At 52.3% G+C, this 23,986-nt stretch carries 21 protein-coding genes; 8 read left to right on the top strand and 13 right to left on the bottom strand.

The window, feature by feature from the left end:
- The 8 genes from rseP to rpsB form a co-directional block, all read right to left on the bottom strand.
- Complete coding sequence (gene rseP, locus NA197_RS19940; protein WP_000949017.1) at positions 1 to 1,353, bottom strand: sigma E protease regulator RseP; 1,353 nt, start codon at positions 1,351 to 1,353, stop codon at positions 1 to 3.
- Positions 1,354 to 1,364: 11 nt separating this feature from the next.
- Positions 1,365 to 2,222 (bottom strand): phosphatidate cytidylyltransferase, encoded by an 858-nt coding sequence (gene cdsA, locus NA197_RS19935; RefSeq protein ID WP_000922422.1) that lies wholly within the window; start codon positions 2,220 to 2,222, stop codon positions 1,365 to 1,367.
- Positions 2,223 to 2,234: 12 nt separating this feature from the next.
- Positions 2,235 to 2,993, bottom strand: a complete 759-nt coding sequence (gene ispU, locus NA197_RS19930) for a (2E,6E)-farnesyl-diphosphate-specific ditrans,polycis-undecaprenyl-diphosphate synthase (RefSeq protein WP_000947413.1) — start codon at positions 2,991 to 2,993, stop codon at positions 2,235 to 2,237.
- A gap of 311 nt (positions 2,994 to 3,304) precedes the next feature.
- Positions 3,305 to 4,501 (bottom strand): 1-deoxy-D-xylulose-5-phosphate reductoisomerase, encoded by a 1,197-nt coding sequence (gene ispC / locus NA197_RS19925; RefSeq protein WP_000811905.1) that lies wholly within the window; start codon positions 4,499 to 4,501, stop codon positions 3,305 to 3,307.
- Between the two features lie 140 nt (positions 4,502 to 4,641).
- Positions 4,642 to 5,199, bottom strand: a complete 558-nt coding sequence (frr, locus tag NA197_RS19920) for a ribosome recycling factor (protein ID WP_000622423.1) — start codon at positions 5,197 to 5,199, stop codon at positions 4,642 to 4,644.
- 146 nt (positions 5,200 to 5,345) lie between these two features.
- The gene (gene pyrH, locus NA197_RS19915) at positions 5,346 to 6,071 is read right to left on the bottom strand and encodes a UMP kinase (protein ID WP_000224567.1); all 726 of its coding nucleotides are present in this window, start codon (positions 6,069 to 6,071) and stop codon (positions 5,346 to 5,348) included.
- A gap of 144 nt (positions 6,072 to 6,215) precedes the next feature.
- Positions 6,216 to 7,067, bottom strand: coding sequence for a translation elongation factor Ts (tsf, locus tag NA197_RS19910; RefSeq protein WP_000808106.1), 852 nt, complete (start codon positions 7,065 to 7,067; stop codon positions 6,216 to 6,218).
- Between the two features lie 257 nt (positions 7,068 to 7,324).
- A complete protein-coding gene (gene rpsB / locus NA197_RS19905) occupies positions 7,325 to 8,050 on the bottom strand; it encodes a 30S ribosomal protein S2 (RefSeq protein WP_000246886.1) in 726 nt (241 codons plus the stop codon).
- A gap of 349 nt (positions 8,051 to 8,399) precedes the next feature.
- On the opposite strand from rpsB, the gene NA197_RS19900 reads away from it, so the two are divergent.
- From NA197_RS19900 to dapD, 4 genes are all read left to right on the top strand, one after another.
- Positions 8,400 to 10,127 (top strand): hypothetical protein, encoded by a 1,728-nt coding sequence (locus NA197_RS19900; RefSeq protein ID WP_064043179.1) that lies wholly within the window; start codon positions 8,400 to 8,402, stop codon positions 10,125 to 10,127.
- A 133-nt stretch (positions 10,128 to 10,260) separates the two neighbouring features.
- The gene (map, locus tag NA197_RS19895) at positions 10,261 to 11,055 is read left to right on the top strand and encodes a type I methionyl aminopeptidase (RefSeq protein ID WP_001018214.1); all 795 of its coding nucleotides are present in this window, start codon (positions 10,261 to 10,263) and stop codon (positions 11,053 to 11,055) included.
- Positions 11,056 to 11,292: 237 nt separating this feature from the next.
- Positions 11,293 to 13,965: a bifunctional uridylyltransferase/uridylyl-removing protein GlnD gene (gene glnD / locus NA197_RS19890; RefSeq protein ID WP_001094519.1), complete on the top strand. Its 2,673-nt coding sequence runs from the start codon at positions 11,293 to 11,295 to the stop codon at positions 13,963 to 13,965.
- Between the two features lie 29 nt (positions 13,966 to 13,994).
- Positions 13,995 to 14,819: a 2,3,4,5-tetrahydropyridine-2,6-dicarboxylate N-succinyltransferase gene (gene dapD / locus NA197_RS19885; protein ID WP_001186673.1), complete on the top strand. Its 825-nt coding sequence runs from the start codon at positions 13,995 to 13,997 to the stop codon at positions 14,817 to 14,819.
- A gap of 36 nt (positions 14,820 to 14,855) precedes the next feature.
- Here the strand turns inward: dapD and NA197_RS19880 are convergent, their stop codons facing one another.
- Positions 14,856 to 16,157 (bottom strand): MFS transporter, encoded by a 1,302-nt coding sequence (locus NA197_RS19880; RefSeq protein WP_000017194.1) that lies wholly within the window; start codon positions 16,155 to 16,157, stop codon positions 14,856 to 14,858.
- Positions 16,158 to 16,403: 246 nt separating this feature from the next.
- Between NA197_RS19880 and NA197_RS19875 the strand changes: the two genes are divergently transcribed.
- On the top strand, positions 16,404 to 16,790 hold the full coding sequence (locus tag NA197_RS19875) for a DUF3461 family protein (protein WP_000272193.1): 387 nt from the start codon (positions 16,404 to 16,406) through the stop codon (positions 16,788 to 16,790).
- A gap of 88 nt (positions 16,791 to 16,878) precedes the next feature.
- On the opposite strand, the gene cdaR is transcribed toward NA197_RS19875, so the two are convergent.
- The 3 genes from cdaR to dgt all read right to left on the bottom strand — a co-directional run bounded on the left by cdaR (position 16,879) and on the right by dgt (position 21,263).
- Positions 16,879 to 18,036 (bottom strand): DNA-binding transcriptional regulator CdaR, encoded by a 1,158-nt coding sequence (cdaR, locus tag NA197_RS19870; RefSeq protein ID WP_000929420.1) that lies wholly within the window; start codon positions 18,034 to 18,036, stop codon positions 16,879 to 16,881.
- Between the two features lie 152 nt (positions 18,037 to 18,188).
- The gene (degP, locus tag NA197_RS19865) at positions 18,189 to 19,616 is read right to left on the bottom strand and encodes a serine endoprotease DegP (RefSeq protein ID WP_000753958.1); all 1,428 of its coding nucleotides are present in this window, start codon (positions 19,614 to 19,616) and stop codon (positions 18,189 to 18,191) included.
- A gap of 129 nt (positions 19,617 to 19,745) precedes the next feature.
- Positions 19,746 to 21,263, bottom strand: a complete 1,518-nt coding sequence (gene dgt / locus NA197_RS19860) for a dGTPase (RefSeq protein WP_000146450.1) — start codon at positions 21,261 to 21,263, stop codon at positions 19,746 to 19,748.
- An 84-nt stretch (positions 21,264 to 21,347) separates the two neighbouring features.
- Between dgt and mtnN the strand changes: the two genes are divergently transcribed.
- From mtnN to NA197_RS19845, 3 genes are read left to right on the top strand one after another with little or no spacing between them, the layout of a single operon-like run.
- Positions 21,348 to 22,046: a 5'-methylthioadenosine/S-adenosylhomocysteine nucleosidase gene (mtnN, locus tag NA197_RS19855; RefSeq protein WP_000689821.1), complete on the top strand. Its 699-nt coding sequence runs from the start codon at positions 21,348 to 21,350 to the stop codon at positions 22,044 to 22,046.
- On the top strand, positions 22,039 to 22,839 hold the full coding sequence (btuF, locus tag NA197_RS19850; RefSeq protein ID WP_064043178.1) for a vitamin B12 ABC transporter substrate-binding protein BtuF: 801 nt from the start codon (positions 22,039 to 22,041) through the stop codon (positions 22,837 to 22,839). The genes mtnN and btuF overlap by 8 nt, the downstream gene beginning before the upstream one ends.
- A 36-nt stretch (positions 22,840 to 22,875) precedes the next feature.
- Positions 22,876 to 23,499 carry a TRIC cation channel family protein gene (locus NA197_RS19845; RefSeq protein WP_000964234.1) on the top strand — a complete coding sequence of 208 codons (624 nt, stop codon included), beginning with the start codon at positions 22,876 to 22,878 and terminating at the stop codon, positions 23,497 to 23,499.
- Positions 23,500 to 23,599: 100 nt separating this feature from the next.
- On the opposite strand, the gene erpA is transcribed toward NA197_RS19845, so the two are convergent.
- Positions 23,600 to 23,944: an iron-sulfur cluster insertion protein ErpA gene (gene erpA, locus NA197_RS19840; RefSeq protein ID WP_001278668.1), complete on the bottom strand. Its 345-nt coding sequence runs from the start codon at positions 23,942 to 23,944 to the stop codon at positions 23,600 to 23,602.
- Positions 23,945 to 23,986: the final 42 nt, after the last annotated feature.

Raw genomic sequence — 23,986 nt, 5'->3', positions numbered from 1 at the left:
TTACAACCGAGAGAAATCATTGAAAAGTGCAAGCCCCATTAACAACACCAGCAAAATCGAGCCAATGCGATAACTAAAGTCTTGAACCCGCTCGGATACCGGCCCGCCCTTAAGCTTTTCAATCGCCAGGAACAGCAGATGACCCCCGTCAAGAACGGGCAGCGGAAACAGGTTAATTATCCCTAAGTTCACGCTGATTAGCGCAAGGAACATCAGGTAATAAATCACCCCGAACTCCGCTGACATCCCAGCCCCCTGAGCGATAGAAATCGGCCCACTGAGGTTGTTCAGTTTCACATCACCGGTTATCAATTTACCCAGCATACTGACCGTCAGCTTCATCAACTGCCACGTCTTATCCGTGGCTTCGAGGATGGCGCTAAAAGGCCCATACTGGCGTATAGTCTTGTACTCTTCCGGCAGAGGAATAATTTTAGGCACCACGCCTGCAAACCCTTCCGCCTTTCCGTTAACCGATTTCGTATCCGGCGTTAACGTCAACGACAAGGCGCTCCCCTGCCTTTCAATCTCTAACGCTAACGGCTTACCGGGATTATCGCGTACAAACGTCACGAATTTCATCCACTGCGTTAACGGCTGACCATCGACTTTAACGATCCTGTCGCCCGCTTGCAAACCCGCTTTACTGGCTGCGGAATTCGCCTGCACTTCTGACAGTACCGGTTCAATCTGTGGCCCGCGGGGCCGAATCCCTAAAGAAGATACAGGATCTTGCTTATCAGGCTCAAATGCCCAGTGACGTAAATCAAGCGTTTTGTCCTGCCGCTGGTCGCTACCAAACGGCGCGACGCTCACCGTCGTCTGCTGATCGCCAATTTTGGACACCAGTTGTAAACGCACGGCATCCCAATCAGGGGTTTCGATACCATCAACGGCTTTAAGTTCCGTACCAGGCGCAATTTGCGCCTGCGCAGCAATCGAGTTGGGCGTTATTTCGCCAATGACCGGACGAACGCCAGGGACGCCGATGATAAAGACCAGCCAGTAAGCAAAGATAGCAAAAATGAAGTTCGCAACCGGACCTGCGGCAATAATTGCGGCGCGCTGGCCCACCGTTTTGTTATTGAAGGCGTGACGACGCAATTCCGGCGCTACCGGTTCGGCGCGCTCATCCAGCATTTTGACGTAGCCGCCCAGCGGGATCAGGGCGATGACATACTCGGTGCCGTACCGATCGGTACGACGCCAGAGCGCTTTGCCAAAACCGATGGAAAAGCGCTCAACTCGCACACCGCAGCGCCGGGCAACCCAGAAATGACCAAATTCATGCACAGTGATCAGCACGCCCAGTGCGATGATGAATGCAGCCAGATTCCAGAGAATACTCAGCATAAAACCTTCCGTTAGAGCGTCCTGAACACCAGTAACAACAGGCAAGCAAAGACCGGTACGGCAGCCGTCAGGCTGTCAATTCGGTCCAGAATGCCGCCATGGCCTGGAATCAAGTGGCCGCTATCCTTAATTCCTGCTTCGCGCTTAAACATACTCTCGGTGAGGTCGCCCAGTACAGAAGCCAGAGCCGCCACCACAGAGCAAATCAGCAAGATAACAGGCGCAACATTCAGATTCGCCCACATACCGTAACCCCATGAGATCACGGCAGCCGTAGCAAGCCCGCCGATAAACCCTTGCCAGGTTTTACCCGGGGAAACCTTCGGCGCCAGCTTATGTTTGCCAAACAATTTACCAAACATATACGCGCCAGAATCCGCTCCCCAGACCAGGATCATGACATAGAGTAGCCATATTGCGCCACTGTAATGATTCTCGTCATAGTGCCAGGCGCGCAGCGCCAGCATGCCCCAGAAAAATGGCACAATAGTTAACAAACCGAAAATGAGACGCAATGTTTTTGAGTTGCGCCAGATTGCCGCCGAACCGGGATAAAATAGCACCAGCAGTAGCGCGACAACCCACCATCCTAACGATGCCCAAAGCGACATCTCAACCAGCGGTTGACGAATGTTGTGATGATACTCAGGCAACAAAAATAGCATCAGCGCCAATAACAGACCACACAGCACCGCCAGCCAAACCCGCTGTGAACGCGCGGCAAAACCGCTTAACTGTCCCCATTCCCACGCGGCCAGCATACAGACAACCAGCGTAATAATAGCGAACCCCACCGGCGGCAATAAAAAAAGCGCAGCGATGACCGCGGGTATTAACACAAAAGCAGAAATCAGGCGATACTTCAGCAAAAGCAACCCCCATCAGGCTTTGTCATCACCAGGCTCGGTACCGCCGAAACGACGCTCTCGATTAGCAAAGGCATGCAGCGCACCTTCAAAGTCTTGTTCATCGAAATCGGGCCAAAGAACATCCGTAAAGTAAAGTTCGGCATAGGCAATTTGCCAAAGCAAAAAGTTACTAATGCGATGCTCTCCCCCAGTCCTAATTACTAAATCCACAGGCGCCAGCTCATGCATACAGATTTGCTGGCCTAGTCTCTCTTCATCAATCTGATCGGGGCGCAGCACTCCAGCCTGCACCTGTTCCGCCAGTTGTCGGACTCCCTGGACAATATCCCAACGTCCGCCGTAATTCGCAGCGATATTCAGCGTTAGACCCGTATTATGGGCGGTAAGCGCTTCTGATTTGCGAATACGTTCTTGTAAACGTGAGTTGAATCGGCTGATATCGCCGATAATACGCAGGCGAACGTTATGGCGGTGCAGGCTTTTGACTTCGCTATCCAGCGCCCACACAAACAGCTCCATTAACGCGCTCACTTCCTGCGCTGGTCGGTTCCAGTTTTCACTACTAAAGGCATACAGCGTTAACGCATCAATACCGTTATTGGCAGCAAAAGAGACCGCTCGCCGGACGGACTTCGCTCCGGCTTTATGCCCAAAGGCCCGGATCTTCCCTTGCTTTTTCGCCCAGCGACCATTGCCATCCATAATTATTGCAACATGACGGCAGCCATGCGCTGGCAAATTTTCGCTTACTGGTTGAGTTGCAGACAACATAACGCGTTTTTGTCCCTGAAAGGATTTAGCGGTACTCAGGAATACTGAAGCCTTTATACACATTCTCTTCGGTTCGCTTCGCGAATGACTGCGCGTCATCGCCCCTGTCGTGCGCTGTCTGCGCACGCCGGGAACGTATCCGCCTGCCGTCCCGATGCGTCCTGAATGATTTTGTGTATCCACAAAAAAGCCGTGTAAAACCACGGCTAACCTGACCGAAAAAAGCCAAAAACCTGCGATCAGGTGGCGCAGACTATATCACCGAAGCCCAACGCTAACAAATAGCACGATCTTCTGTCGCGGGATAATCGTCAGCGTGAGAGCCGTATCACTTGTTTTCTGGCTACTTCACGCGCGATGGCGTCAACCTGCAATACGTCCTCAACGCTTGCCGGTTCCTGTAAATCCATCCTCTCCAGCACCGCTAAATTGAGCCCGGCGATATCGGTAAAACGAATCTGTTGCGCCAGAAACGCGGCAACGGTGATTTCGTTTGCCGCATTGAGCGCCGTCGTTGCCGCCTGACCTTGCTCAAACGCCTCCATCGCCAGCTTCAGGCACGGATAACGCTGATAATCTGGCGCGCTAAACGTCAGCGCGCTGAGTTTGCAAAAATCAAGCGGCTGCGCGCCGGACGTGACGCGATTCGGCCATGCCATCGTATGCGCAATAGGCGTACGCATGTCAGGTTCTCCAAGCTGCGCCAGGACGCTGCCGTCCTGATAACGCACCATCGAATGAATGACCGATTGCGGATGGATCAACACTTCCATCTGACGTGCGCTGGCATTAAATAACCAACGCGCTTCAATGTATTCCAGACCTTTATTCATCATGGTGGCGGAGTCGACGGAGATTTTTCGCCCCATCGACCAGTTCGGATGACGACATGCCTGATCCGGCGTCATCGCTGCCAGATCGCACATTGGCGTTTCACGAAACGGGCCACCAGACCCGGTAAGCAAAATCGACGTTACGCCATTTTGCTCAAGGTCAGCGTATCCCAGATTATGCTGAATAGATTGCGGCAAACTCTGAAAAATCGCGTTATGTTCGCTATCGACGGGTAAAAGCCGGGCGTTGCTGCGTTTTACTTCGTCCATAAACAGCCGCCCGCAGGTCACCAGCGATTCTTTATTCGCCAGCAGAATCGTCTTCCCTGCGCGAATCGCCGCCAGGGTCGGCAGTAAACCAGCCGCGCCCACAATGGCCGCCATCACATGCCCGACCTCATCAAGCGCCGCCATCTCACAGGCAGCCTGCTGACCGCTCAGAACCTCGGTGCGGCTGCCATGCTGCTGAAGCATTATTTTGAGCTGTTCTGCGCTCGACGTATCGTCCATCACGGCATAACGCGGCGAGAACTCCAGGCACTGCTCCGCCATGCGGGCGACATTTTTACCCGCCACCAGCGCGATAACGCGGAAGCTATCAGGATTATGGCGCACCACGTCCAGTGTGCTGCAACCAATAGAGCCGGTCGAGCCCAGAATGGTTAATTGCTTCATGAAACGTCCAGAAGTGTTGAAACGGAATAAAAAGCAAAACGCCGCACAGGAGACCTGATAATGTCTTCTGCGCGGCGCTTTGTACACCACTCATCCGCCAGGTTAGCGGTGGAATGAGTTTATATCTGCGTACAGATCAATCAGAACTGCATCAGTTCTGCTTCTTTATCTGCCAACGCCGCATCAACTTTCTTAATTGCCGCGTCGGTCATTTTCTGTACTTCTTCCTGAGAGCGACGATCGTCATCTTCACTGATCGCTTTATCTTTCAGCAGAGCTTTTACTTTATCGTTCGCATCACGACGGACGTTACGAACGGCGACACGCGCCTGCTCCGCTTCGCCACGGACAATTTTCGTCAGATCTTTACGACGTTCTTCGGTCAGCGGCGGCAGCGGAACGCGAATGTCGGTGCCCGCAGAGCTTGGATTCAAACCGAGGTCTGACGCCATGATCGCTTTTTCAACGGCTGGCCCCATAGAACGGTCAAACACGTTAATTTTTAAGGTACGGGAGTCTTCTACCGTTACGCTTGCCAACTGGCGCAGCGGGGTCGGAGTGCCATAGTATTCTACGACAATACCATCCAGCAGGCTGGGAGAAGCACGACCCGTGCGCACTTTGCTGATTTGGGTTTTGAACGCTTCAACGCATTTTTCCATGCGTACTTCAGCATCTTTTCTGATATCGCTAATCACGTTACGAATCCTTGAAAACTAGTCTCAGTCAGACCAGACGGTCACACAATATAAAGATGTGCTAAGTATAGTCTCGTTTAATTTCTGCCAGGTAATAAGACCCGTCAATAGAACAGAATCTTACCCGTATTTGGCGCTCACGGGAATTATTCCGTGATTAACGTCCCTTCTTTTTCGCCCATCACCACACGACGCAGCGCGCCCGGTTTGTTCATGTTGAAAACACGAATCGGCAGTTTGTGGTCACGAGCCAGCGTGAACGCCGCCAGATCCATCACTTTCAGCTCTTTATCCAGCACTTCGCTGTAGGTCAGCTGATCGTACATGGTCGCGGAAGGATCTTTTGCCGGATCGGCAGTGAATACACCATCCACTTTGGTCGCTTTCAGTACGACATCCGCTTCAATTTCGATCCCGCGCAGACAGGCCGCAGAGTCGGTAGTGAAGAACGGGTTACCCGTACCTGCAGACAGAATCACAACACGGTTATTACGCAGCAGGCTAATCGCCTCGGCCCAACTGTAGTTGTCGCACACGCCGTTTAAAGGAATTGCCGACATCAGGCGGGCGTTCACATAGGCGCGGTGAAGCGCATCACGCATTGCCAGGCCGTTCATGACGGTGGCCAACATGCCCATGTGGTCGCCCACAACGCGGTTCATCCCCGCTTTTGCCAGACCCGCGCCACGGAACAGGTTACCACCGCCAATCACCACACCAACCTGAATACCCAGTTCAACCAGTTCTTTGATCTCCTGAGCCATACGATCCAGTATGCTTGCATCAATACCGAAGCCTTCCGTACCCTGCAGAGCTTCGCCGCTTAATTTAAGCAGAATGCGTTTATAGACGGGTTTTGCATTGGTAGCCATGTTTCTTTCCTGAGACTGTCAACGATTGATATGAGTTAATTCCGGCGACATTGTACGTCGCATTTCAGCGCAAACGCCAGGCGTCGGCTGATTTTACAAGAGAGGCGCAAAAAGAAGCCGCCCTCAGGCGGCTCCTCAGGAAAATCAGGACTGCTTAGACATCGCAGCAACTTCTGCTGCAAAGTCAGTCTCGACTTTCTCAATGCCTTCGCCCACTTCAAAGCGGATGAAGCCAGTCACGTCAGCGTTGTGCTCTTTCAGCAGTTGGCCAACAGATTTGCTCGGTTCCATGACGAAAGGCTGACCAGTCAGAGAAACTTCGCCGGTGAATTTCTTCATGCGGCCTTCAACCATTTTCTCTGCGATTTCTTTCGGCTTACCGGACTGCATCGCGATGTCCAGCTGTACCTGGTACTCTTTCTCTACCACGTCAGCAGACACGTCTTCCGGCTTAACGAATTCCGGCTTGCTTGCCGCAACGTGCATCGCCAGCTGCTTAACCAGCTCTTCGTCAGCGCCTTTAGCGGCAACCAGAACGCCGATGCGCGCACCGTGCTGGTAAGAACCCAGCACGTCGCCTTCCAGGGAAGCGACGCGACGAATGTTGATGTTCTCGCCGATTTTCGCAACCAGAGCAACGCGCTCTTCTTCGAACTGCGCTTTCAGAACTTCTACGTCAGTGATTTTGCCAGCAACAGCGGCGTCCAGCACTTTGTCAGCAAATGCCTGGAAGCCAGCATCTTTAGCCACGAAGTCAGTCTGGCAGTTAACTTCCAGAATGAAAGCGACGTTACCGTCGATTTTGGTTTTGATTACGCCGTCAGCAGCCACGTTGCCTGCTTTTTTCGCCGCTTTGATAGCGCCGGACTTACGCATGTTTTCGATTGCCAGCTCAATGTCGCCATTCGCTTCAGTCAGCGCTTTTTTGCAATCCATCATGCCTGCGCCGGTACGCTCACGCAGCTCTTTTACCAGGGATGCGGTAATTTCAGCCATTCTAAAATCCTCGAAAGATTTGATCTGCCCGGCATCAAACCGCACAGATATAAAAGTGAAAAAGGGGGCCATATACAGGCCCCCTAACCAAACGTGATACTACCTGGTCTATAAGGGCTCTCCCCTTCATATTTCGAGCCGCAGGCGCGTTGCCTTCACTCGCTCATCCCGGTCACTTACTGATGTAAGCTCCCGGGAATTCTCGAGCTTGCCGCCTTCCTGCAACTCGAACTATTTTAGGGAGTTATCAAGCCTTATTACTCGGCTTCTACGAAGCTTTCTTCCGCCTGGGAAGCCAGATCCTGAGAACGGCCTTCACGAACGGTTGCAGCGACAGCGCCCAGGTACAGGCTAACAGCACGGATTGCGTCATCGTTACCCGGGATAACGAAGTCAACGCCGTCCGGATCAGAGTTGGTATCAACGATAGCAAATACCGGGATACCCAGGTTGTTCGCTTCTTTGATAGCAATGTGCTCGTGGTCAGCATCGATAACGAACAGAGCGTCCGGCAGACCGCCCATGTCTTTGATACCGCCCAGGCTGTTTTCCAGTTTCTCAAGCTCACGAGTACGCATCAGCGCTTCTTTCTTGGTCAGCTTTTCGAAAGTACCGTCCTGAGACTGAGTTTCCAGGTCTTTCAGACGTTTGATGGACTGACGAACTGTTTTCCAGTTAGTCAGCATACCGCCCAGCCAGCGATGGTTCACGAAGAACTGGTCGCAGCTGTTAGCAGCTTCTTTCACCGCTTCGCTTGCAGCGCGTTTAGTACCAACGAAAAGGATTTTACCTTTACGAGCAGAGATCTTGTTCAGTTCAGCCAGAGCTTCGTTGAACATCGGTACAGTTTTCTCAAGGTTGATGATGTGAACTTTGTTACGCGCGCCGAAGATGAAAGGCTTCATTTTCGGGTTCCAGTAACGGGTCTGGTGACCAAAGTGAACACCAGCCTTGAGCATGTCGCGCATGGAAACAGTTGCCATGATTTAAAACCTCTATAGATTAAGTTGGGGTTATGCCTCCACGTATCCCATATTACCGACCCCAAAGGGCACCCCGGAATATGTGCCGATACGTGTGTGTTGTTACACAAAGTGAGATTTATCGCTCCCGTCCATCGTGTGTAGTCTTCGAATGGATCGGAAGTCCGGCGCGCTTTATACCACAAAATGGCGCTGGAAACCAACAGTTGTTCAACCAAATAACGCGTTGAGTGGCGATTCGGACTTAAAAAAGCATAGCAGAACTTTATCTGGATCAATTCACCGAGCGGAAGGGGTATCTACAATCGCGGCACATGGAATGTGCAAGATTTATAAAAGGATTTAATTGGTGAATAAAAATATAATTATCAATACATTAATACTATTGACAGGGTGCGGTATCGCTTCCGCTTATGCCACAGAGCAGACTTACCTCACAGAAGAAACCCACATTGATTTCAGCGTTGACACGCAGCAGCCCAGCACAAAAACGCAACAGAGTATTACTTCGGCCTTTGAGGAAAATAAAAACTGGGTTTGGTTTAACCTGACGCCAGAGGCGCTAACGGCCAATCGCTGGAATAACACTTCACGCTATGAGATTAAAAATCAACAAATAGAAATCGAAGGGATAACCTACTCTCTCAAAACAGAAAACAACGGTAAAACACTCAGTCTGGTGAGCGAACCAAAGATGGCCTGCGGCTTTTTTGACTGTGTTATTACGTTGAAGCTTCAGCAGGTCGATGACAGCACCCCGGGACTTCAGAAAATCAAATCACGTTTCGCAGAGCAGCAACAAAAATGGCAGACCCGCCTCACTCAGGAGCGTGAACAGCTAGCCGCCCTCGTTCAGAAAGATGATTTTCCCGGCGTCGTTTTTTCCGTCACCCCCAATCTGGCGATCAAACTCCCGTTGTCAATTTATAACTCCCTTGATTCATGGAACTCCGGCGCCTATTTCCGCCGCATGGGAAATAAAGGGCTTTATATTAATATCAAAGACGAAGGTACCCACGTTTATAGCTTCACAGAGCGCGAAAAAACAACGCCAGACCATAAACAATCAGAAATGATTAATGGTGAGATTTTTGTGGTTAAAACAGCAAAAGACCCCGCCTATCTGGACAGATGGCTCGCCAGCCAAAAAGGCATTCTTTTCCGCACCGACAACGGCGCTGTCTACTACAACGAGGACTACACCCCGGAAGCCGTGTATTTTCAGTATGACGATGCCACCGGGACCTGGCTTGTAGCCCGAGCCAATGCTGTGGACGGCGAGCTTACAACCGTTGCGCGTGCCTGGGCTATTGTGCGCACCATGGAGCCACAATATCGCGGTAAGGATGTGTTGTCGCTGGCCGACCTGTCATTGCCGGAAAAAGAGCTCGAATCGCGTTATCAGACCAGCATGAACCAGCTATTCGATGTTGTTGAAACCCAGCGTAGCTTTGAAGAAACATTAACGCCGCTACTGGAAAAACCACAGCGTTTTATTAAGCCTCTTTCGCCGCGAATGTCAGTAAAATACAACAGTTGTTTTTCTAATTATATTTATGTCGATATCAAGGTTCATCATACCAGCCTTGACGAGGTGATGGCGAAAAACCAACAGAAATATCCCAACGGCAAGCGACTGGAAAATCTCTTTATTTTTACAATGAACGGAGATAATGCTAATTATTCCTGGTACTACCGCCTGGCCGACAATCTGACGCTGGAGTTTCCGGCCCGACAGGCGGCATCGCTGGAGAGCCAGCTATTTCTGGCTCAGGTCTTTAAGCATCTCGATTTCAGCAAGTTGCCGAAAATTCCCGCCAGCGAAAAGATAAATCTCTTTAAATATAACCCCTTCGCAAAAGCCGTTGCCGATATTGGCTTTGAGGTCGACGATGGTTTCATCGATAACGACGGTAATTTGCTGATTCCGATGCCCAAAAACGGCAAATACTCATTTGAGTGGCAGTCTCCCTATATTGTCGCCACCTTTGTTAAATCTGTAGGGGAAGGTGTATACCGCAGAACCGACCAAACATTCACCTTTGACCGTCACGGTAAAGCCGTTAAGAAACCCTAACCAACCTGGTGAACTATGCGGACGTCAGCGTTACCAGAATGTTCAACATCTGGCACTGACGCCGCTGCACTGTTAACATTGATACGACATAACCTATTATTGTCGAAATAATCGACACTGCTGGACACTATCCATGGCTATCTCTATCAAGACATCTGAAGACATCGAAAAAATGCGCGTCGCGGGCCGTCTGGCAGCCGAAGTGCTGGAAATGATCGAACCGTATATCAAACCGGGCGTCACCACCGGCGAACTGGACCGTATCTGTAACGATTACATCGTTAACGAACAACACGCGATCTCCGCCTGCCTCGGCTACCACGGTTATCCGAAATCCGTCTGTATCTCTATTAATGAAGTGGTGTGCCACGGCATTCCAGATGACGCTAAACATCTGAAAGATGGTGATATCGTCAACATCGACGTGACCGTGATTAAAGATGAATTCCACGGCGATACCTCAAAGATGTTTATCGTCGGCAAACCGACCATTCTGGGCGAGCGTCTGTGCCGCGTCACGCAAGAGAGCCTGTATCTGGGCATCAAAATGGTGAAACCGGGCATCCGCCTGCGCACCATTGGCGCCGCCATCCAGAAATATGCCGAAGGCGAAGGTTTCTCCGTGGTACGTGAATACTGCGGACACGGTATTGGTCGCGGCTTCCATGAAGAACCGCAGGTGCTGCATTATGATGCAGACGATGGCGGCGTCGTGTTGCAGCCTGGCATGACCTTTACCATTGAACCGATGCTGAACGCCGGGGATTACCGTATCCGCACCATGAAAGACGGCTGGACGGTAAAAACCAAAGACCGCAGCTTGTCTGCTCAGTACGAGCATACTATTGTGGTAACGGAAAACGGCTGTGAAATTCTGACGCTGCGTAAAGATGACACCATCCCGGCGATCATCACACACGACGAATAATGTTTTGCCTGATGGCGATGCCTTCGCATCTTATCAGGCCTACAAATTACACCTTTACTCAAAATCATTCGAGTTGCCTCAAGGCGGCAAGAGAGTGAATCTTCAGGAGCGTACATAAGTACGTGACTGGAGTGAACGAGCGCAGCCAACGTAGAAGCAACTTGAAGGATGAAGAGTAAATACGTAGGCCGGATAAGGCGTTCACGCCACCATCCGGCTTTTTAATGGGTGGCGCATATGAATACTCTTCCTGAACAGCACGCGAATACCGCACTCCCCACCCTCCCTGACCAGCCGCAAAACCCTGGCGTCTGGCCGCGCGCTGAACTGACCGTCGCCGGTATCAAAGCCCGCATCGACATCTTTCAACACTGGCTGGGAGAGGCATTTGACAGCGGCATTTGTGCTGAACAGCTTATTGAAGCCCGTACCGAATTTATCGACCAGTTGTTGCAACGCCTGTGGATTGAGGCCGGTTTCGGTCAGATTGCCGATCTGGCGCTGGTCGCCGTCGGCGGCTATGGACGCGGCGAACTGCATCCGCTTTCCGATATTGATCTGCTCATTTTAAGCCGCAAAAAGCTGCCTGATGAACAGGCGCAAAAGGTCGGCGAGCTGCTGACTTTACTTTGGGACGTCAAGCTGGATGTCGGGCATAGCGTACGTACGCTGGAAGAGTGTCTGCTGGAAGGCCTGTCTGATTTAACCGTTGCGACAAACCTCATCGAAACGCGCCTGCTGATCGGTGATGTCGCTCTGTTTCTGGCACTACAAAAACATATTTTCAGCGAAGGTTTTTGGCCGTCCGACAAATTTTACGCCGCCAAAGTAGAAGAGCAGAACCAGCGCCACCAGCGCTATCACGGCACCAGCTATAATCTGGAGCCGGATATTAAAAGCAGCCCCGGCGGCCTGCGCGATATCCATACGTTACAGTGGGTCGCCCGACGTCACTTCGGCGCTACCTCGCTCGATGAGATGGTGGGATTCGGCTTTTTAACCCCGGCTGAGCGCGCGGAGCTCAACGAGTGCCTGCATATCCTGTGGCGCATTCGCTTTGCGCTACATTTGGTGGTCAGCCGCTACGATAACCGCCTGCTGTTCGACCGCCAGTTAAGCGTCGCTCAACGCCTTAACTACAGCGGCGAGGGCAACGATCCGGTTGAGCGGATGATGAAAGACTACTTCCGGGTTACGCGTCGGGTGAGCGAACTTAATCAGATGCTGCTTCAGCTATTTGACGAGGCGATTCTGGCGCTGCCTGCGGATGAAAAACCGCGTCCTGTTGACGATGAGTTTCAACTGCGCGGCACGCTCATTGATCTGCGTGACGACACGCTGTTTATCCGCGAACCGCAAGCGATCCTGCGCATGTTTTATATGATGGTGCGCAATAGCGCGATCACCGGCATCTACTCTACGACGTTACGCCACTTGCGCCACGCCCGCCGCCACCTGAGCCAACCGCTGTGTTACATCCCGGAGGCGCGCACTCTGTTTCTGAGTATGCTACGCCATCCCGGCGCGGTCAGCCGCGGCCTGCTACCCATGCATCGCCACAGCGTACTGTGGGCTTATATGCCGCAGTGGTCGCACATCGTCGGACAAATGCAGTTTGACCTGTTCCACGCATACACGGTGGATGAACACACCATCCGCGTAATGCTCAAACTGGAGAGCTTTGCGAAAGAAGAGACGCGCCAGCGCCATCCGCTATGCGTCGATCTCTGGCCGCGGCTTCCCCATCCGGAACTGATCCTGATCGCCGCGCTGTTCCACGATATTGCGAAAGGACGCGGCGGCGACCATTCCGTACTGGGCGCGCAGGATGTACTCACCTTCGCCGAACTGCACGGTTTGAACTCACGCGAAACGCAACTGGTCGCCTGGCTGGTGCGCCAACACCTGCTAATGTCAGTCACCGCCCAGCGCCGCGACATCCAGGATCCGGAAGTCATCAAGCAGTTTGCCGAAGAGGTGCAAACCGAAACACGGCTGCGTTTTCTGGTCTGCCTGACCGTCGCGGACATCTGCGCGACCAACGAAACCTTGTGGAATAGCTGGAAACAGAGCCTGCTGCGCGAGTTGTACTTCGCCACTGAAAAACAGCTCAGGCGTGGAATGCAAAATACGCCGGATATGCGTGAGCGCGTGCGTCACCATCAGCTTCAGGCGCTGGCGCTGCTGCGAATGGACAATATTGATGAAGCCGCGCTGCACAAAATCTGGACCCGCTGTCGCGCTAACTATTTTGTTCGTCATAGTCCAAATCAGCTCGCCTGGCACGCACGCCATTTATTGCAGCACGATCTGCGCCAACCGTTAGTGTTGCTTAGTCCGCAGGCCACGCGCGGCGGAACCGAAATTTTTATCTGGAGTCCGGACAGACCCTATCTGTTTGCCGCCGTCTGCGCCGAGCTGGACAGGCGTAATTTAAGCGTCCATGACGCGCAGATCTTTACCACTCGCGACGGCATGGCAATGGATACGTTTATCGTTCTGGAACCAGACGGCAGCCCGCTGGCGGCGGATCGCCATGACGTTATTCGCACCGGTCTTGAACAAACCATTACGCAGCGTAGCTGGCAGCCGCCGCAGCCGCGTCGGCAACCGGCAAAGTTACGGCACTTTACGGTCGAAACGGAAGTCAATTTTCTGCCCACCCATACCGACAGAAAATCATTCATGGAATTGATCGCGCTCGATCAACCTGGTCTGCTGGCCAGGGTCGGACAAATTTTTGCCGATCTGGGAATTTCGCTTCATGGCGCCCGAATTACAACCATTGGTGAACGAGTAGAAGATTTATTCATAATCGCCACAGCGGATCGGCGCGCACTTAATAATGTGCTGCAACTTGAGGTGCAACAACGGTTGACAGCGGCCCTCAATCCAAACGATAAAGGGTAGTGTGTTTATTTATATGAAAGAGTTTAACAATGCAGCAGCTACAGAACGTTATTGAGACCGCTTTTGAGCGCCGCGCCGATATTACGCCGGCTAATGTAGATACCGTGACCCGAGAGGCGGTAAACCAGGTCATTTCTCTACTTGATTCCGGCGCGCTGCGTGTCGCAGAAAAAATCGACGGTCAGTGGGTCACTCACCAGTGGCTGAAGAAAGCGGTTCTGCTCTCTTTCCGTATTAACGATAACCAGGTTATCGACGGTGCGGAAAGCCGCTACTTCGATAAAGTCCCGATGAAATTCGCTGATTACGACGAAGCGCGTTTTCAGAAAGAAGGCTTCCGCGTCGTTCCGCCTGCGGCCGTTCGTCAGGGCGCATTTATCGCCCGCAACACCGTGCTGATGCCGTCTTACGTTAACATCGGCGCCTACGTTGACGAAGGCACCATGGTTGACACCTGGGCGACGGTGGGTTCCTGCGCGCAGATTGGTAAAAATGTTCACCTTTCCGGCGGCGTAGGTATCGGCGGCGTACTGGAGCCGTTGCAGGCTAACCCGACCATCATTGAAGACAACTGCTTTATTGGCGCGCGTTCTGAAGTCGTGGAAGGCGTCATTGTCGAAGAAGGTTCCGTCATTTCCATGGGGGTATACCTCGGCCAGAGCACCAAAATCTACGATCGCGAAACCGGTGAAGTTCACTATGGCCGCGTACCGGCGGGCTCCGTGGTCGTTTCCGGCAACCTGCCGTCAAAAGACGGCAAGTACAGTTTGTACTGCGCGGTGATCGTGAAAAAAGTCGACGCCAAAACGCGTGGTAAAGTGGGCATTAACGAATTATTGCGCACTATTGATTAAGCGAGTGAAAAGTGGGGGCGACAGCCCCCCTTTGCATTACGGCGAATGCGGTAACACGGTTTCCGGCGCAATCTTTGCCGCAAACGCCGAAGCCAACGCAGTCAAAACGACATAACCGGCAACCAACGCCCAACTGTTATCATAGACTGCGCTTAACGCCTTAGCGATAAACGGCGTGAATCCCCCTGCCACAACCGCCCCCAACTGAGCGCCAATTGATGAACCGCTGTAGCGTACAGGCGGATGAAACAGTCCGGCGAAAAAAGAAGGTTGCACGGCATTCAGTGAATTATGACCAATGTTAATAAGCAGAACGTAGCCCATTGTCATCAGTATGAGCGAACGGCTTTCCAGCAGCCAGAAAAAGGGAAAAGCCATTGCCGCGACAAAAAGCGCGCCGAAAATATACACCTGACGGCAGCCACGCCGATCCGACATGATGCCAAATAGCACGTGCATGGGATACGCCAGCAGACAGGTGAACATTACAATGTACAGAATAGTCAGGCTGGCAATCCCAAGCTGCGTTGTCGCCCAGGAAACCGCGAAGACGGTAGCAAGAAAAAAGGGAACGCTTTCCGCAAAACGCAGAATTATAATCAGCAAAATGCTGCGCCATTGTTCTCGTACTACTTTGACCACCGGCCTTTCTTCTCTTTGCTGCCTATGATTAATGGCCTGCTGCTTTTTAAACGCACGGAAGACAGGTGTCTCATCCAGACGATGACGCATATATAATCCAGGCAACACCAAAAGCGCACTGAGCAGAAAAGGAATACGCCATCCCCACGATAACAACGCCTCCTGCGGTAATTGGGTCACGACTATAAATACGCCTGTCGCCAATAATTGTCCCGTGAGTCCTCCTGTTTGCGATAGCGCGCTTAACCGCCCCCGGTGCTTTCCAGCAGCATATTCCACGACCATCAACATGGCGCCTCCCCATTCGCCTCCAACCATAAATCCCTGTAGAAAACGCAGAATAACCAGTAAAGCAGGCGCCAGCGCGCCGATACTGGCGTAAGAAGGCAGGCAACCGATGAGAAACGTGACCGCGCCCATCCCGCCTAACGTGATTAATAACGTGTTTTTACGCCCAAGCGTATCTCCCCTGTTGCCAAAAAATAGTGCGCCCAGCGGCCGGGAGATAAATCCCACGCCGAAACTGGCAAAAGAAGATAACGTTGCAGTCAATGGGCTGGCGCCAGGAAAAAAAAGCGGGCCAAATACCAGCGCGCTTGCCAGGCCGTATAATAGAAAATCATAATATTCAATGGAGTTTCCTATCCAGGCGGAAACCACCACCCGGCGAATAGTAGCATTATACGTTCCGGACATAGACTCCGCCTCTCAAGGTTATCGACCACTACCTCCGGTCAATTTCCCACACTGACTTCAAACGCTTTCTCTATAAACGGAATATCGCGTTGAATTACTTAAGCTATCAATAACCGCCGCCCTTTTGCTCATGACGTTGCCGAGACGTCTTCTGCGATCAACCGCGCTTTTTTTGTATACATTGGTGGCGAAAAACCAATTTTTCGTTAATTATTCAAAAGTTATAGTGTGATGAAGGATACCGCTATGTATGACAATCTAAAAAGTCTGGGCATTACCAATCCTGAGGAAATCGATCGTTACAGCCTGCGGCAAGAAGCCAATAACGATATCCTGAAAATCTATTTTCAAAAGGATAGAGGTGAATTCTTTGCTAAAAGCGTGAAGTTTAAGTATCCACGCCAGCGTAAAACGGTGGTGGCCGATGGCATCGGTCAGGGTTATAAAGAGGTACAGGAGATTAGCCCTAACCTACGCTATGTGATTGACGAGCTGGACCAAATCTGCCAGCGCGACCGCTCAGAACTCGATCTCAAACGTAAGATCCTCGACGACTTGCGCCACCTGGAAAGCGTCGTCGCGAATAAGATCAGTGAAATCGAAGCCGATCTGGACAAGCTTACCCGTAAGTAAGCTGTGTGTTGCCGGATGGCGACGTGTTACGCCTTATCCGGCCTACAGGTATATCCCCGTAGGCCTGGTAAGCGAAGCGCCGCCGGGCTTAACGCTGTTCATCCAGTTGTAGCGCCACATACAGCAACAGCCGATCGTCAAAATTTCCCAAATCCAGCCCGGTCAGTTCCGAAATACGATTTAGCCGATATTCCAGCGTGTTACGATGAATAAACAGCGCCTTAGAGGTCGCCAGCGGCTGGACATTATGGCGAAACCACGCCGTCAGCGTCCGACGTAATAACCCGTTGTTATCCATCGCTTTGAGTTTTACCAGCGGGCGCGCCAGCTCATTGGCCTGCCAGCCGCCACGCAGGCTATCTAACAGAACCGGCAGCATCAAATCCTGATAAAAATAGCTGCGGCTTTCTGGCATCCGCTGTTTGCCGACCATCATCGTGGTGCGCGCCGTGCGGTATGAGCGTGCAATACTGCCCGGCCCGGTAAAGTAATTGCCCAGCGCCACGCGAAAACGTAGCTGACCATTCTCTTTCATTCGCGAGATAAGCTGCTCTACGCGCTTACGATGATCTTCAGCATCCCAGCGACCAAACGAGTTTAAGGCGGGTTTGAGCACCACCATCTCGGTGAGAGAAACAATGGCTATCAGGTTGTTACGCTCCGGCGTGGTAAGCGCATTCTGCAACTGCTGAAGTTCCGCCATTGCGCTATCGACGCCAAGCTGGCCGCTGTCGACTTCCACCACCGCCGCCACACGCGGCTGGTTCAAATCGATCCCCAAACGCTGCGCCCATTCCACCAGCGCCGGCGTATTTTCTTCGGCCTGAATCAGGTTCATCACCAGCTCTTCGCGCAAACGGCTATCCTGCGCCAAAAGGTGCATTAACCGCGACTGCTCCAGCATCATTTCGGCAGTCATACACACCAGTTCGCCATATTTACGCAGATGCTCTGGTTCGCCGGTAAGACCGATCACGCCGACAATTTCGCCCTCAAGACGTAAGGGAAGATTAATCCCCTGACGCACCCCGTGCAGGTGTCGCGCCACGGCGTCGTCGATATCCACAACCCGGCCCTGCGACAGCACTAACAGCGCGCCTTCGTGCAATTCACCAATACGTTCCCGATCGCCGCTGCCGATAATACGCCCGCGGGCATCCATTACGTTGATATTGGTATCGATGATGCGCATAGTGCGCGCCACGATATCCTGCGCCATTTTGGTATCAAGATGCCAGCCAGCCATAAATCCCTCCTGTGAGCAGAGCACAAGCATAAGGAAGATGACAGGTCTCGACATTGTGCAAATGCACAAAACGGTGCAAATAAGTATGGAGTTGTGGGGGGTTTCACAGAAAAGTGTTGCCCCCTTCCATGGCGGAAGGGGGACAAAGGTGATTACTGCATCAGCAAATAAATAGAACTATCACCACGCTGAATATTCAGCGCCAGAACCGACGGCTTGCTGTCGAGAATCTTACGCAGCTCGGCGATATTTTTCACCGGCTGCTGGTTAGCGCCGATAATCACATCGCCTTTTTTGAGGCCAATTTGCGCGGCGGGTGAGTTCGCTTTCACGCTGCTCACCACAACGCCTTTATCCTGGCCTTTATTGCTCATTTCAGCGCCTTCAATCCCGCTGAAGATGGTGCTGGAATCAACCTGACTCTGGCTGCTCTGCTGCAGTTCCAGATTCACCGTAATCGCTTTACCTTCACGCAGCAGACCGAGGCTGATTTTGCTGCCGACCGGCATAGTGCCGACCTGAGCGCGCAGCGCCGCAAAGCTGCTGATCGGTTTACCGTTCAGCGAGGTAATGACATCCCCGGCTTTGATACCCGCTTTCGCCGCGGACGAATTCGGCATCACTTGGCTGACGAACGCGCCTCGCTGGGCGTCGACTTTCATCGCTTTCGCCAATTCGGAATTCAGCTCAGTCCCCATGATCCCCAGTTCGCCGCGTTTCACCTGGCCGTATTCCACCATCTGCGACGTCAGGTTTTTCACCATGTTACTGGGGATAGCGAAGCCGATACCGATGTTGCCGCCGTCCGGCGCCAGAATCGCGGTGTTAATACCGATCAGCTCACCGTTCAGGTTCACCAGCGCGCCGCCGGAGTTACCGCGGTTAATCGCGGCGTCGGTCTGAATAAAGTTCTCGTAATTTTCTACGTTCAGGCCGCTACGCCCCAGCGCCGAAACGATACCTGACGTCACCGTTTCGCCCAGACCAAACGGGTTACCAATAGCGACGGTATAATCCCCCACGCGCAGCGCGTCGGAGTCCGCCAGCTTAATCGCCGTCAGGTTCTTCGGATTCTGAATTTGAATCAGCGCGATATCAGAACGCGGATCTTTGCCCACCACTTTAGCATCGAATTTACGCCCATCGCTAAGCTGTACTTTAATCACGCTGGCGTTATCAACCACGTGGTTGTTGGTGACGACGTAGCCCTTCGCGGCGTCAATAATTACGCCGGAGCCCAGCGCCATGAATTTCTGTTGTTGACCGCCGTTGCCGCCGTTACCGCCGCCCTGGCAGAACGGAGAATTCTGGAACGGAGAACCGTCCTGGCAGAACGGGGAGTCATCGCCAAAGAACTGCTGGAAATTACGCGGCATACGCGGCGTATTCACCGTGGTGCTACCTTCAACATTAATACTGACCACCGATGGCATCACTTTTTCGAGCATCGGTGCCAGGCTTGGCATCTGCTGGGCAGTCATTGCTGAAGAGGACGTTTCAGCCGCCGTGGCAGACAGAGGCGACAATGCCAAACCTAAACTCAGAGCCAGTGCACTCATTGCTAATGTGGTTTTTTTCATGTGTTTCAATCTCGATTAACAGGTAACGCAAAATTGCTGTGTACGTCAGATTCATTTTATAACGCGAAGTTCCGGAACAAAGTTTCTGGAAAAAGTAAAAATTTATTGTCCATCTTTACAAAAGTCCATTTACTGTTCGACCGCCATCAAACGCCGATATTCATCCCATGCGTAAAGGTCAGTCATCCCGCTGATATAATCCTGAATCAACCGACAGCGATAATAATATTCCAGTACCGGGTACTCCGCCGAATCCGTGGGTAATTTACTGACGACTTCCACGTAGGCCAAACGATGGCGCGTAGAAAGTTTCTGAAATAAGCGCGATTCTATGGGGAAGCGTTTCAACCGTTCTTTTTCCACCAACTCGCGAAAGTCGTTAAGCGACAGGCTTAATAGCGGCTGATAGATATCTAATAACCCGCTGATCACCCGGTATCCCTGTAGTTCAAGCTGTTCTACATCCGGATGGCTAAACACATGTTCAACCGCCACATTCTTATAGAGTTCAAGCAGGCGGCTAAAACCGCTGGCATCTTCCAGTAACGCCTGATTGAAGGTACCGGCAAAAATCTGCGGCAAATTATCAATAAAACGCTGAGCGGCATAGGGCACCAGTTTATTTAATGTATTTACCCGTAAATACATAAAAAACTGATCTTCGGTACTGCGGCTTAATGTATTGGCGCGTGATTTTTCCCACGCATTTCCTACCACCAGCTCAAACAGCGAATCCTTCTCATGGTGGCCCCACGCGTGATATAAATGGTGATAAAGCTGCTCAACGCTAAAGATTCTTTTCTCTACCGCGTCTTCAAGATCGGCGACACAATAAGAAATATCATCTGCGGCTTCCATAATCCACGTTAATGGAAAGCGACTGTAAGGCGCTAACTGCAGTTCTTTACGTAACCTCGCAATATACTTCTCTTCAGAAAGATAATAGCCCGGTTTCTTCATTAAATAGCGATGGGAATCCGGCACCGGCCCTCGCCACCATGCCGGACGGGTATATTTTAAAATTCCGCCAACCTGCGCCCAGGTAAGATTCATCCGCATGAGCGTATGTACCAGACGAATTCCCTGTGCATTGCCTTCAAAATGGCAGATATCCTGACGTACCTTGCGGCGAATATCGTTCAGATTTTCTTCGCCTTCCTGTAGCCGTAGCGAGGAAACCACACAGCGATCATGCGTGAGCGGCTGACTTTCCGCATCTTCCGGATGCAGCCGCTGACGAAACCAGTCATTGATCGCCGCCTCGCCAAAATGACCGAACGGCGGATTACCGATGTCGTGCATCAGGCAGGCCATTTCCACAATACTTTCAAAGGGACCGGTCAGCGCATCCAGACCGTACTCCTCCAGTCGGTTTTGCTCTTTCAGGCGGCTTAAAATCTCTTTCGCGATATACCGCCCTACCTGTTGCACCTCCATTGAATGCGTCAGGCGAGTACGCACCGCGGCATTGCGCTCCAGCGGGAAAACCTGCGTTTTTTGCTGCAAACGGCGTATAGCCGGAGAGTTGATAATCCGCCCGCGATCGCTTTCAAAAATCCGCAGGATCTCATGCTCCGTCTTTACGCCCTGCGGTGAACGATAACGACGATGCCAGTTAATTTTATTTCGGAAATCGATCGATGCCATATCCTCTCCCCGCCTGAGAAATGCGCTTCCCCATAAGCGCATGATAAACTATGCCCCCAAAACTGACTTATCGCGAGTAAATCTATGAAAATCGGCATCATTGGCGCAATGGAAGAAGAAGTTACGCTGCTGCGTGACAAAATTGACAACCGTCAGACGATTACGCTGGGCGGCTGCGAAATTTACACTGGCCAGTTGAACGGCACCGAAGTGGCGTTGCTGAAATCCGGTATCGGTAAAGTCGCGGCGGCGCTGGGCGCAACGTTGCTTCTGGAGCACTGCAAGCCGGACGTGATCATCAATACCGGTTCCGCAGGCGGTCTGGCGTCCACGCTGAAGGTCGGCGATATCGTCGTCTCTGACGAAGCACGTTACCACGACGCTGATGTGACCGCTTTCGGCTATGAATACGGGCAATTACCGGGCTGTCCGGCCGGATTTAAGGCCGATGATAAGCTGATCGCCGCCGCGGAATCCTGCATCAGGGAGCTGAATCTGAACGCGGTACGCGGCCTTATTGTTAGCGGCGACGCGTTTATTAACGGTTCCGTCGGGCTGGCGAAAATCCGGCATAACTTCCCCGACGCGGTCGCCGTAGAGATGGAAGCCACCGCTATCGCCCACGTCTGCCATAACTTCAACGTGCCGTTCGTGGTGGTACGCGCTATTTCTGACGTGGCCGATCAGCAATCGCACCTCAGCTTTGACGAATTCCTCGCGGTGGCGGCGAAACAGTCGACTTTGATGGTCGAAACGCTGGTACAGAAACTGGCGCATGGCTAAGCAAATGTTCAGGGCGCTGGTCGCCCTGCTGCTTACGCTCCCGGTGTGGCTTTACGCTGCGCCGCGCGTCATTACCCTCTCTCCCGCCAATACGGAGCTCGCTTTTGCCGCCGGGATTACGCCCGTTGGCGTCAGCAGCTATTCCGACTACCCGCCCGAAGCGCAAAAAATAGAACAAGTCTCTACCTGGCAGGGAATGAATCTGGAACGCATTGTGGCGCTGAAGCCGGATCTGGTCGTCGCCTGGCGCGGCGGTAATGCGGAACGCCAGGTAAACCAACTGACGTCATTAGGTATTAAGGTCATGTGGGTGGACGCGGTAACCATCGAACAGATCGCCGACGCGCTCCGCCAACTGGCCGCCTGGAGCCCGCAGCCGGAAAAGGCTCAGCAGGCAGCGCAGACATTGCTAAATGAGTACGCCGCGCTCAAAGTCGAGTATGTCGGTAAAGCTAAAAAGCGCGTCTTTCTTCAGTTTGGCATGAATCCTCTGTTTACCAGTGGTAAAGGGTCTATTCAACATCAGGTTTTGACGACCTGCGGCGGAGAAAACGTCTTTGCTGACAGCCGCGTGCCGTGGCCGCAAGTCAGCCGTGAACAGGTGCTGGCAAGGCATCCCCAGGCCATTATCGTGGCCGGAAAAGCGGGCGAAATTCTCAAAATTGAACAATACTGGGGAAACCTGTTAAAAATTCCGGTTATTCCGCTTAACAGCGACTGGTTTGAACGCGCAAGCCCGCGTATTATCCTCGCCGCAAAACAACTCTGTAATGCGCTTTCACAGGTGAATTAGAGCCTGTCTTACCAGGCTCCCAGTGGGGATTCGACAATGCTCGTCTATTGGCTGGATATTGTAGGCACGGCTGTATTTGCTATCTCTGGCGTGTTGCTGGCCGGGAAATTACGTATGGACCCGTTCGGCGTCCTGGTGCTCGGCGTCGTTACTGCCGTCGGCGGCGGGACAATCCGCGATATGGCGCTGGATAACGGCCCGGTATTCTGGGTTAAAGATCCTACCGATCTGGTTGTCGCCATGGTCACCAGTATGCTGACCATCCTACTGGTTCGCCAGCCAAGACGTCTACCGAAATGGATGTTGCCGGTACTGGATGCGGTCGGGCTGGCGGTGTTTGTCGGCATTGGGGTGAATAAAGCCTTCCTCGCTGAAACGGGGCCATTAGTGGCTGTCTGTATGGGCGTGATTACCGGCGTCGGCGGCGGGATTATTCGCGATGTTCTGGCACGCGAGATCCCCATGATCCTACGCACCGAAATCTATGCCACGGCCTGTATTATCGGCGGGATTGTTCACGCCACCGCGTTTTATACGTTTTCAGTACCGCTGGAAAGCGCCAGCATGATGGGCATGGTGGTCACGCTGTTCATTCGGCTGGCGGCCATTCGCTGGCATTTGAAATTGCCGACGTTTGCCCTGGATGAAAACGGACGTTGATATTGTTTTGCCCGATGGCGCTACGCTTATCGGGCCTGGAACATCTTTCCTGTCGGCCGGATAAGACGCTCGCGTCGCCATCCGGCACAACGAACAACAATCAAATGCTGAAGGAAGAGCCACACCCGCAGGTACTTTTCGCATTCGGGTTGGTTACAATGAAGCGGGAACCTTCCAGACCTTCGGTATAATCTACCGAACCCCCCACCAGATACTGCAAACTCATCGGGTCAACCACCAGGCCAACGCCCTGTTTTTCGATGGTCATATCCCCTTCGTTAACCTGATCGTCAAAGGTAAAACCATACTGGAAGCCGCTGCAACCACCGCCGGTGATATACACGCGCAGTTTCAGATTCGGGTTATCTTCGTCAGCGATAAGACTTTTTACTTTATTCGCTGCTGCGTCGGTAAACTGCAGCGGCAGCGCTACGTCATCACTCATATTTTGCTCCAAACGACATCGGTAATTGGATAAATTTTCACC

The sequence above is a fragment of the Salmonella sp. NW884 genome (genome assembly GCF_051700745.1).
Classification (GTDB): domain Bacteria; phylum Pseudomonadota; class Gammaproteobacteria; order Enterobacterales; family Enterobacteriaceae; genus Salmonella; species Salmonella enterica.
This window is presented reverse-complemented; position numbering and strand designations above follow the sequence as displayed.